Annotated in this window: 6 protein-coding genes and 2 rRNA genes; 5 read left to right on the top strand and 3 right to left on the bottom strand. The window is 55.0% G+C overall.

Annotation, left to right across the window (positions count from 1 at the left end; all coding sequences use genetic code 11):
• Positions 1-30 precede the first annotated feature (30 nt).
• Positions 31-2913: ribosomal RNA gene (locus BN1936_RS11125) — 23S ribosomal RNA — on the top strand.
• Between the two features lie 158 nt (positions 2914-3071).
• Positions 3072-3186, top strand: a 5S ribosomal RNA gene (rrf, locus tag BN1936_RS11120).
• Between the two features lie 353 nt (positions 3187-3539).
• Here rrf and BN1936_RS11115 read toward each other — a convergent pair.
• The 3 genes from BN1936_RS11115 to BN1936_RS11105 all read right to left on the bottom strand — a co-directional run bounded on the left by BN1936_RS11115 (position 3540) and on the right by BN1936_RS11105 (position 6554).
• Positions 3540-4493, bottom strand: a complete 954-nt coding sequence (locus BN1936_RS11115; protein ID WP_022442702.1) for a Bug family tripartite tricarboxylate transporter substrate binding protein — start codon at positions 4491-4493, stop codon at positions 3540-3542.
• Positions 4494-4582: 89 nt separating this feature from the next.
• Positions 4583-6085 (bottom strand): tripartite tricarboxylate transporter permease, encoded by a 1503-nt coding sequence (locus BN1936_RS11110; protein ID WP_049687411.1) that lies wholly within the window; start codon positions 6083-6085, stop codon positions 4583-4585.
• Positions 6086-6104: 19 nt separating this feature from the next.
• Complete coding sequence (locus tag BN1936_RS11105) at positions 6105-6554, bottom strand: tripartite tricarboxylate transporter TctB family protein (RefSeq protein WP_049687410.1); 450 nt, start codon at positions 6552-6554, stop codon at positions 6105-6107.
• A gap of 212 nt (positions 6555-6766) precedes the next feature.
• Here BN1936_RS11105 and lptF point away from each other — a divergent pair, with 212 nt between their 5' ends.
• The 3 genes from lptF to BN1936_RS11085 are packed head-to-tail and all read left to right on the top strand — an operon-like array spanning position 6767 to position 10610.
• The gene (gene lptF / locus BN1936_RS11095) at positions 6767-7933 is read left to right on the top strand and encodes an LPS export ABC transporter permease LptF (protein ID WP_325058620.1); all 1167 of its coding nucleotides are present in this window, start codon (positions 6767-6769) and stop codon (positions 7931-7933) included.
• 10 nt (positions 7934-7943) lie between these two features.
• A complete protein-coding gene (lptG, locus tag BN1936_RS11090; protein WP_049687408.1) occupies positions 7944-9083 on the top strand; it encodes an LPS export ABC transporter permease LptG in 1140 nt (379 codons plus the stop codon).
• A gap of 48 nt (positions 9084-9131) precedes the next feature.
• Entirely contained in the window at positions 9132-10610 is a 1479-nt protein-coding gene (locus tag BN1936_RS11085; RefSeq protein ID WP_022442707.1) for a mechanosensitive ion channel family protein, read from the top strand.
• Position 10611: the final 1 nt, after the last annotated feature.

Here is a 10611-nt window from a genome sequence, read left to right as displayed (position 1 = left end):
CGTGCCGGGTAAAAGGCGGCAGGGTTATAGGATCAAGCGACTAAGTGCATGTGGTGGATGCCTTGGCGATCACAGGCGATGAAGGACGCGGCAGTCTGCGAAAAGCCCCGGGGAGCTGACAACGAGCTTTGATCCGGGGGTCTCCGAATGAGGGAACTCCAAGCTTTAGCTTGATCCATGCGTGAATACATAGCGTATGGAGGCGAACGCGGCGAACTGAAACATCTCAGTAGCTGCAGGAAAAGAAATCAACCGAGATTCCGGAAGTAGCGGCGAGCGAAACCGGAACAGCCTGAATTCGATATTGAGAAAAACACTGGAAGAGTCTGGAAAGGCTCGCCATAGTGGGTGATAGCCCCGTACGGGACGTTTATCTCAAGGTACTGAGGATTCGAAAAGTAGGTCGGGGCACGTGAAACCCTGGCTGAACATGGGGGGACCATCCTCCAAGGCTAAATACTCGTGATCGACCGATAGCGTACTAGTACTGTGAAGGAAAGGTTAAAAGAACCCCGGGAGGGGAGTGAAATAGATTCTGAAACCGCATGCATACAAACAGTAGGAGCCCTTCGGGGTGACTGCGTACCTTTTGCATAATGGGTCAGCGACTTATGTTATGTGGCAAGCCTAACCGACTAGGGGAGGCGCAGCGAAAGCGAGTCCGAACAGGGCGATTCAGTCGCATGGCATAGACCCGAAACCAGATGAGCTAACCATGGCCAGGCTGAAGGTGTGGTAACACACACTGGAGGGCCGAACCTACTGGTGTTGCAAAACCAGAGGATGAGCTGTGGTTAGGGGTGAAAGGCTTAACAAATCTGGAGATAGCTGGTTCTCCCCGAAAACTATTGAGGTAGTGCCTTGTATATGAGCTTCTGGGGGTAGAGCACTGTTATAGCTAGGGGGACATGGCGTCTTACCAAACTATGGCAAACTCCGAATACCAGAAAGCTTCGTACAGGAGACAGAGCACCGGGTGCTAACGTCCGGACTCAAAAGGGAATCAACCCAGACCGCCAGCTAAGGTCCCTAATATCAGCTAAGTGGAAAACGAAGTGGAAAGGCTAAAACAGTCAGGAAGTTGGCTTAGAAGCAGCCATCCTTCAAAGAAAGCGTAATAGCTCACTGATCGAGTCCTTCCGCGCGGAAGATGTAACGGGGCTAAGTTGATAACCGAAGCTGCGGATTCATACTTTTAGTGTGAGTGGTAGGGGAGCGTTCTGTAAGCCTGCGAAGGTGGATCGTAAGGTCTGCTGGAGGTATCAGAAGTGCGAATGCTGACATGAGTAACGATAAAGCGGGTGAAAAGCCCGCTCGCCGCAAACCCAAGGTTTCCTGCTCTACGTTAATCGGAGCAGGGTGAGTCGGTTCCTAAGGCCAGGCTGAGAAGCGTAGCTGATGGAAATCAGGTTAATATTCCTGAACCGGCGTTGAATGCGATGGGGTGACGGAGCAGCCAGAGTGGACCGGGTGTTGGATGTCCCGGCTTCCGAGCGATGGGTGCCTGCAGGCAAATCCGCAGGCGTATACCCAGGACGAAGGATCGGGTCTTCTTTTGAAGACGAAGCCACTGGAAGCGCTTCCAGGAAAAACCTCTAAGCTTCAGTTCAACGGCGACCGTACCGTAAACCGACACAGGTGGGTGAGCTGAATATGCTCAGGCGCTTGAGAGAACTCGGGAGAAGGAACTCGGCAAATTGACACCGTAACTTCGGAAGAAGGTGTGCCTTTGTAGCTTGATGGGAGAGAAACCCAAAGGGCGAAGAGGTCTCAGAGAATCGGTGGCTGTAACTGTTTACTAAAAACACAGCGCTCTGCAAAGATGAAAGTCGACGTATAGGGCGTGATGCCTGCCCGGTGCTGGAAGATTAATTGATGGGGTGCAAGCTCCTGATCGAAGTCCCAGTAAACGGCGGCCGTAACTATAACGGTCCTAAGGTAGCGAAATTCCTTGTCGGGCAAGTTCCGACCTGCACGAATGGCATAATAATGGCCACACTGTCTCCTCCCGAGACTCAGTGAAATTGAAATGTTTGTGATGATGCAATCTCCCCGCGGCTAGACGGAAAGACCCCATGAACCTTAACTGTAGCTTTGCATTGGACTTTGAACCGATCTGTGTAGGATAGGCGGGAGGCTTTGAAGAATGGACGCCAGTTCATTCGGAGCCGTCGTTGAAATACCGCCCTGATTTGTTTGAGGTTCTAACCTGGGCCAGTAATCCTGGCTGGGGACCGTGCATGGTGGGCAGTTTGACTGGGGCGGTCTCCTCCTAAAGGGTAACGGAGGAGTGCGAAGGTACGCTAATCACGGTCGGAAATCGTGAGGATACTGCAATGGGAAAAGCGTGCCTGACTGCGAGACAGACAAGTCGAGCAGATGCGAAAGCAGGTCATAGTGATCCGGTGGCTTCTGCATGGAAGGGCCATCGCTCAACGGATAAAAGGTACTCTGGGGATAACAGGCTGATACCGCCCAAGAGTTCATATCGACGGCGGTGTTTGGCACCTCGATGTCGGCTCATCTCATCCTGGGGCTGTAGCCGGTCCCAAGGGTATGGCTGTTCGCCATTTAAAGAGGTACGTGAGCTGGGTTTAAAACGTCGTGAGACAGTTTGGTCCCTATCTACCGCGGGCGCTGGAAGATTGACAGGGGCTGCTCCTAGTACGAGAGGACCGGAGTGGACGCACCTCTGGTGTATCGGTTGTGACGCCAGTCGCATTGCCGAGTAGCTATGTGCGGAAGAGATAACCGCTGAAAGCATCTAAGCGGGAAACTTGCCTGAAGATTAGTCTTCCCGGAGGCTTGACCTCCCTGAAGGGTCGTCCGAGACCAGGACGTTGATAGGCCAGGTGTGGAAGCGCTGTGAGGCGTGAAGCTAACTGGTACTAATTGCCCGTGCGGCTTGATCCTATAACCGTGCTGCTTAGTTAAATGACAGCAAAGGTTTTGAAAGGAAGCTTGCAAAAAGAAAGAAGTGTGTGAATGTGGAAAAGCAAGCCATGTGATTTCATTCCTTCCCAAAGAATTCGCTTCAGAAGTCCTAAAAAACTTTGAAAGCAAAGCCTTTGCCTGACGGCCATAGCAGAGTGGCCCCACCCCTTCCCATTCCGAACAGGACGGTGAAACGCTCTCGCGCCAATGATAGTCGGTTGTATTTCCGGTGAAAGTAGGTCACTGTCAGGCTCCCCTTTCAAGACCCTCGAAAGTTTTTCTTTCGAGGGTTTTGTTTTATGCGCGTCTGGAAAACCAGGGGAAAAAAGAAAAGGAGGAGCTCGCACTCCTCCTTTCTCTGTCTCCGGACTTCAATGGCGATGAGCGCCGGGAGCCGGATAGCAAGAGCTGATCGCTTTTGTCGGGACCTCCCGATCTGGTGCGTTTAACCCCCTTACCAGAGGCCTTTGATGCCCTATTACCGGGGAAGACTATGTGCAGGCTCCCATCTCCCTCTGCAGACAAAGAAAAAGCCCGGAAGGTATTTGAACCTTTCGGGCTTTGCTCTTTCTGTACCGGCATCAGCCGGCATTCAGGGGAGCAGATCAGAAGATCTTTGTCACTTCACGCGAGAACTCTTCCTGTTCCTTGATCAGAGCAGCAAGTTGCTTGTTATCGAGGAAGTCGATGGAGAGGCCGGCGCGTTCATGAGCGGCGATGTTCGCCTTGTCAGTCAGAGTGCGGCGGAAAGCGTTCACGTAGAAGTTGATGATTTCAGGAGGCGTACCGGCCGGGGCGACGAGAGCGCGGGCAGAGCCGTACCACTTGCCGTAGTAGCCGAGTTCCTTCAGCGTCGGGACATTCTTGAGGGAAGGATCACGTTTCGTATCGAAGACACCGAGGACGCGGAAGACCGGATTGCGGCCGGTGGACAGCTTCAGCACGTCGCCGATCTTCGCGCAGGAGAACTGCACTTCGCCCTGGCGCAGAGCGAGCAGCTGGTCAGCGGTGCCGCCGTACGGAATGGCCTTGTAGTTGAAGCCAGCGCTGCGGGCAAGCAGCTGGGCTGCGATATGGTTGGAGGCCTTGACGCCGTTCGTGGAGGCGCGCAGGTTCGGGTTCTTCTTCGCTTCAGCGACGAGATCCTTCAGGGTCTTCCACTTGCTGTCAGCGCGGACCACAACGACACCGGTTTCCTTCAGATGATTGCAGATCGGAACGATCTTGGAGGTGGAAAGCGGGGAGTGCGGCAGAACCGCCAGAGTCGTGAAGGTCGGCAGATTGATGAAGCCAATCGTACGGCCATCCGGCTTCGCACGGGAAAGCTGGGTCCAGCCGATCTTGCCATCAGCGCCCGGGACGTTGTTCACAACGAGCGGACGGCCCACAAACTTCTCAGCCTCCGAGGCGAGCAGACGGGCACCCACGTCGGTGCCGGAACCAGCCTTATAAGCAACGATAACCGAAACTTCACCGGACGGTGCCCAGGCGGCGTGCGAGGACAGAGGGATAGAAACTGCACCCGCGACTAGCATCGAAAGAAAGGTTCTTTTCTGCATATAAGTTCATCCTGTGTGTGAAAAGGGCCGTAAAGCCCGCAAAGTAAAAAGGGGACAGGCCCGACGCCTATCCCCTTTTCGATAAGGTTCTAGTTCGAATCCTTCATCTTCTTCTCCATTCTACTGAAGAAGAGCGGAGACAGAATGCCGACCACGCAGAGCGCGATCAGCACCCAGCAGATGACTGACGAGAACAGAATGGAGGGATCTCCGTTGCTGATCATGAGGGAACGGCGGAGGCCGTTTTCTCCGATCGGGCCGAGAATCAGCCCGAGCACGATAGCGGCGTTATTGAGGTCGAAGTGGTGGGCGAGATACCCGATCACACCGAAGACCACCATGACACCGACGTCAAAGGTGCTGTTATTGATGGCGTAGGAGCCGACCACGCAGAGCAGGAAGATAGACGGGATCAGAATGGCATCAGAGAGACGCGAGATCTGGGCGAACATCTTGCTGCCAAAGAGTCCGATCACGAGCATGAAGAACTGCACGAGCACGAAGCCAGCGAAGAACGTATAGGTCATGTCGGCGTACGTAGTGAAGAGCTCGGGTCCCGGCTGCAGACCGTGAATGATGAGTCCACCCATCAGCACCGCGGTAACGGATTCGCCCGGGATACCGAGGGTGAGAGTCGGGATGAGGGAGCCGCCCGTCACAGCGTTATTGGCGGCTTCAGAGCCCGCAACGCCTTCAATGGAGCCGTGACCGAAATCTTCCTTATGCTTCGAGAACTGACGCGCTTCGTTGTAACCAATGAAGCTCGCGATCGTAGCGCCCGCGCCCGGCAGAATGCCGACGATATTGCCGATGATCCAGGAACGGATCGTGGTCGGAGCGATCTGCTTCATTTCAGCTTTGGAGAGACCAAAGCGGCCGATCTTCTGCGGAAGACGTCCGCGCTCCTTGATCTTGCCTTCCGCAAGCACCAGCACCTGTGACATCGAGAAGAGGCCGATCAGGGCACAGGTCACATTGATGCCGTTATAGAGTTCGCTCTGATCAAACATGAAGCGCTCGACACCTTCCATCGGGTCCATGCCAATCGTGGAGATCAGCAGACCGAGGACGCCGGAGATCAGACCCTTCAGGAGCGACTTGTTCGAGACACCGGCAATGATCGTGAGGCCGAAGAGCGAAAGCCAGAAGTATTCAGGGCTCTTGAACTGCAGCGCGAGCTGCGCGAGAAGCGGTGAGAAGAAGTAGAGCGAGATGCAGGAGAGAAGGCCGCCGATGAAGGAAGCCACACAGGCGACGGTCAGAGCCTTCGCGGCCTGTCCCTTCTTCGTCAGCTCGTAGCCTTCAATAGCCGTTGCGGCAGAGGCCGGCGTGCCAGGCGTGTGAATCAGAATGGCGCTGATTGAGCCGCCGAAAATAGCGCCGCAGTAGATGCCGCCGAGCGTGATAAGGCCGGAGGCCGGATCCATACCGAACGTGATCGGAAGGAGCAGCGCGACGCCCATGGCGGCGGAGAGTCCCGGCAGACAGCCAATGGTGATACCCATGGCGGTCGACAGGAACATGATGAGAAGATTGATCGGGGTGACCGCGTTGGCGAAGCCAAGCCCCATGAGACTCAGAGTTTCTTGCATTGGTTATTCTCCGCGGGGCCTAGCCAAAAATAAGTCCCACGGGGTGCGGGACTTTGAGGAAGACGGTAAAGACACCATAGATGATGCCCATCAGAATCGCGGTGGAGAGGACCACGAAAAGAGGCTTCACGCGGAGGAACAGCATGCAGCCCAGCATAAAGAGCACGCTGGAGAGGTAGTAGCCGAGCTTCTGAATCAGGATGAGGTAGATAACACAGAACGCGCAGACACCGAAAAACTGCACAGCCTGAAAGTCCTGGAATTTCTGCTTCAGGTCATCAACGATTTTGCGGGTCTTGATGTAGTGAAGGACCTGCTGAATCAGATAAATCGAAACCAGAGCCAGAAAGACGACCGTGAGGAAAAGCGGGTAGCGCATGGCACCTTTGGGAAGTTCAAGTGTCATGACCAGGAACGCAATTCCTATTAGGTAGAGGACGGTGATAACACCGAAGTCAGATTTTTTCATTTTCCGAAAGTAGATAAACAGGAAAGGGATCCACCGTGGAAGGTTGCTCTTATTGCTTTTATGGGCTTCTGGATTTGAGGGGTAAGATCCACTCGGTGAATTGCCCTATTTTAGTAGAACTTAGTAAGAATCTGTTGCAAGAAATTTTGAAGGGGAAAGCCCTTTCCGCAAAGATTCCTCCTTCATGCCGTAAAATGTAAGTTTGTCTTTTCATGGCCGCTTTTCTCCCCATCTGCAGGGGAGCTTTGGGATCCATTTTTATGATTTTCAGGCGCTCGCTCATCTCAGAATTCATGAATACAGCTGGCGGTGTGTTCACCGTGCTGTTTTCTATCGTTCTTACGGTGGGCATCGTGCGGGTGATGAGCCAGGTGGCGGTCGGTAAGTCTGACGCCGGGGCCATCCTCCAGATGGTGCTTTACACGTCACTCACAACCTTGGCGCCGCTGCTCGCTCTGTCGCTTTTCCTTGCGATTCTGATGGCGCTGATCCGCAGCTGGCAGCAGAACGAGATGATTGTCTGGTTCTCGTCAGGCGGTCTGTCGCTCCTCTCCTGGATCCGTCCGGTGCTCCGTTTTTCGCTTCCCGTGGTGCTGCTTACCGCCGTGGTGGCACTGGCGATCACGCCCTGGGCCCGCGGTCAGATGGATGTGAGCAAGGCGCAGTTTTCCCAGCGTGATGACACGAGCCGTATTGCCTCCGGGAAGTTCATCGAATCGAGTTCCGGCCGCCGTGTGTTCTTCATTCAGCAGGTGAGCGAGGACACGCAGAACGTCAAAGGCATCTTTGTTTCTGAACTGAATCGGAACGGGAAAGCGACCGTTGTGTCGTCGACCGAAGGCCGTCTCCGCATCAATAAGGAAGGCGACCGTTACGTTGAGCTGACGGATGGGAAGCGGTACGAAATCGCCCCGGACGCCAAGTCCTATCGGGTAACGGGGTTCGGGACTTATGGAATCCGACTGGATATCAAGCCGGACCAGATTCTGTCGCCTGACAAAGTGCACTCGCTTCCGACCAGCTATCTCCTGAATGATCCGAATCCGAAGAATCTGGGTCAGTTCTTCTGGCGGCTCTCGTGGCCGCTGATGGCGCTCAACCTGGTGCTTTTTGCCATTCCTCTGTCATTCACGAACCCGAGAGCCGGCAAGTCTCTCAACGTGGTGGTGGCGGTTCTCGTTTTTATTCTCTACCTGAACTTCATCAACATCATGGAGAGCTGGATTTCGGAGGGCCGGTGGCACTGGTGGTCAGGCCTGATAGCGCTTCACGGTTCCATGCTGCTTCTCACCGCCCTGCTGTTCGTGCGGAGAATCTGGCTTCAGCGCTGGCTTCCGCGGGAACTGACTATCGGCTACTGGCGCGATCGGATGGAGTGAGGAAAAAATTATGCGGGTTATTACACGACATCTGACCTCTCAGATCATCCTGGCGACGAGTCTTGTGCTGATGGCGCTGATCGGTCTTTTCCTCTTCTTCGACCTTGTGAACCAGGTGGATAAGATCGGGTCGAGATACGGCATGTTGCAGGCTCTGGCGATTACCGGGTTCTCCATTCCGTCGCACCTCTACGAGGTGATGCCGATCGGCGTGCTGCTCGGCGCGGTTTACACGATGAGCCGCTGGGCCGCAAACTCCGAATTCACGATTCTCCGTGTGGCCGGCCTGAGCCCGCTTTCGCTTACGCGTTCGCTCATGGTGCCTGGTCTGATTCTGGTTGGCTTCACGTATCTGCTTGGCGAATTTGTGGCGCCGGAGAGCGACGCTCTCCGCCAGGAAGTCCAGATGAAAATCTACAGCCGGCCGCTTACCGCGTCGGGGTATGACTCCGGCGTCTGGGCCCGTGACCAGGTCTACGACGGATCAAAGAAACTCGTGCTGTCCCGTTACGTGAATGTGCAGAGCCTTAAGTCGGGAGCCGCGCAGGAAGCAAACGGCTGGCGGGTGTACGAATTCACGACTGGAAACGAGCTTCATCGGATGATTGAGGCTCCCTCGGGCACTTATCAGGAAGGAAAGGGCTGGGTGCTGAAGAACGCTGTGGTGACTGATTTTCCGTCGCTTCTTGGCGCAGATCCCCGGGCGATCCCGAAGCCGGTCGTCCGGCATACGGAGCCGAGCATGGTGCTCAGCACGACGCTCGCTCCGAGGATTCTTTCCGTGATCGTGGCGGATCCGGACCATATGCCGATTCTCGATCTCGGTTCCTATCTGCATCACCTGAAGCAGAACCACGAGGACACAAGCCGCTATGAGGTCGCCTTCTGGAAGAAGGTCTTCTATCCGCTCTCGATTCTCGTGATGCTCGCGCTCTCGATGCCGTTCGCGTACCTGAGCACCCGGTCCGGCGGCGTGTCGCTCAAGATTTTTGTGGGCGTCATGATCGGTATCGCGTTCTACGCGCTGAACAATCTGTTCTCTTATATTGGTATCCTGAGTACGTTCCCGCCGATTATGGCGGCCATAACACCAATATTGGTGACACTCATACTCGCAGCCGTGGCGATCGCGAAGGTCGAACGGCGGTGATGCCCCGGCAATTGATTTTTTAAACCTATAACGACAAGGATTGACTGAATGACGGTAGCTTCCTCGATCTCGAAGATCGGCGAAACAGAGGCGATATTTCACCAGATTGTGCAGGTTCTCCAGGGAGGGTGGACCGCAGACTATATCTGGCAGATTGCGGCGTTTGCCGTTGCGGTACTGCTGTCGCTCTTTATTTCCCGACGCTTCAACGCGAGGCTGCAGAAGCTGCTGCCGCCTCCCGGTTCTGACCGGTTGCGGGACCGCGTGAAGACCTACGCGATCGATATTGCGTCTCACCTGTCCTTCTCGCTCATCGGCGCCTCTTTCCTCTGGATGCTTGACTGGACGCTCCGCGAGGTGGATATCCTCCCGGACCACAAAGTGCTCGTGTTTGCCGAACTCGGCTACATGGTGCTTTATGCCTTCGCGTTCCTCCGGATCATGCTCTACATCCTGCGAGGTATGCTGGGCGACAAGGTGGTGACGCATGGTCTTGCCACCGTCGTTTCCTGGGTGTTCTGGATTCTGGTTGTCCTCGAATTTGCGGGTATTCTGCCGACCATCGTGAAGTTCATGCGTGAGCAGTCGATTCCGGTCGGAACTCAGAATCTCACGCTCTGGACACTCTTCTCGGGGCTCGTCTCTGCGCTTCTTACGCTCGGTGTCGCGAACTGGATCGCGAATGTTCTTGAAGGCGTGCTGAAACGTACGAAAGGACTCGCTCCGAATCTGCAGGTGGTGTTCTCGCGAATTGCCCGCTGGATTCTGATGGTCTGCGCGATCCTGATCGCGATGAGTTCTGTCGGTATCGATCTCACGGTGCTCTCGGTCTTCGGCGGCGCTCTCGGCGTTGGTATCGGCTTTGGTCTGCAGAAAATCGCGAGCAACTACATTTCAGGCTTCATCATTCTTCTTGATCACTCGATTAAGATCGGTGACTTCGTTGAAATCGGCGGATTCCAGGGTATCGTCACCGAAATCAACACCCGCTACACCGTGGTGAGTGACTGGAATGGCATTGAGAACATCGTCCCGAATGAAACGTTTGTGACGAGCTCAGTGAAGAATTACTACCACACGGATAACGTCTGTATCGCCATGATCCGGGTGTCGGTGGCCTACGGCACTGACCTCAACAAGGCGCTGCAGATCCTGAATGAGGAAGCGAATAAGCCGGATCGCGTGATCAAGAACCGCAAGGGCTGGACCGGTATCACGAAGCTGGACGACAGCGCGATTGACCTCGAAGCCGGTGTCTGGGTGCCGAATGTCGGCGACGGCACGGTGGGCCTCCGCACGCAGGTGCTGATTAACGTGCTGAAGCGTTTCGATGAGGAAGGGATCGAGGTGCCTTTCCCGCAGCTCGATGTGCGTCTCCGCAGCAATCAGACGCAGAAGATCTCGATCGAGGATATGGCCCGGCTTCTCACGTTCCTCGAGGATCAGAAAGAAGCGGATCGCCTGAAAGCCGAGAAGGAAAAAGAAAAAGCCGCGGGAGGTTCCGCGGCGAAGCCTGCCTCCGCCTGAC

The organism is Dakarella massiliensis (genome assembly GCF_001182045.1).
Classification (GTDB): Bacteria; Pseudomonadota; Gammaproteobacteria; order Burkholderiales; family Burkholderiaceae_F; genus Mesosutterella; species Mesosutterella massiliensis.
This window is presented reverse-complemented; position numbering and strand designations above follow the sequence as displayed.

Bases quoted from the DNA above. Each gene is read 5' to 3' on its own strand.
- BN1936_RS11115 (WP_022442702.1), bottom strand. From the start codon at position 4,493: ATGCAGAAAAGAACCTTTCTTTCGATGCTAGTCGCGGGTGCAGTTTCT.
- lptG (WP_049687408.1), top strand. From the start codon at position 7,944: ATGCGGGTTATTACACGACATCTGACCTCTCAGATCATCCTGGCGACG.
- BN1936_RS11105 (WP_049687410.1), bottom strand. From the start codon at position 6,554: ATGAAAAAATCTGACTTCGGTGTTATCACCGTCCTCTACCTAATAGGA.
- BN1936_RS11110 (WP_049687411.1), bottom strand. From the start codon at position 6,085: ATGCAAGAAACTCTGAGTCTCATGGGGCTTGGCTTCGCCAACGCGGTC.
- lptF (WP_325058620.1), top strand. From the start codon at position 6,767: ATGGCCGCTTTTCTCCCCATCTGCAGGGGAGCTTTGGGATCCATTTTT.
- BN1936_RS11085 (WP_022442707.1), top strand. From the start codon at position 9,132: ATGACGGTAGCTTCCTCGATCTCGAAGATCGGCGAAACAGAGGCGATA.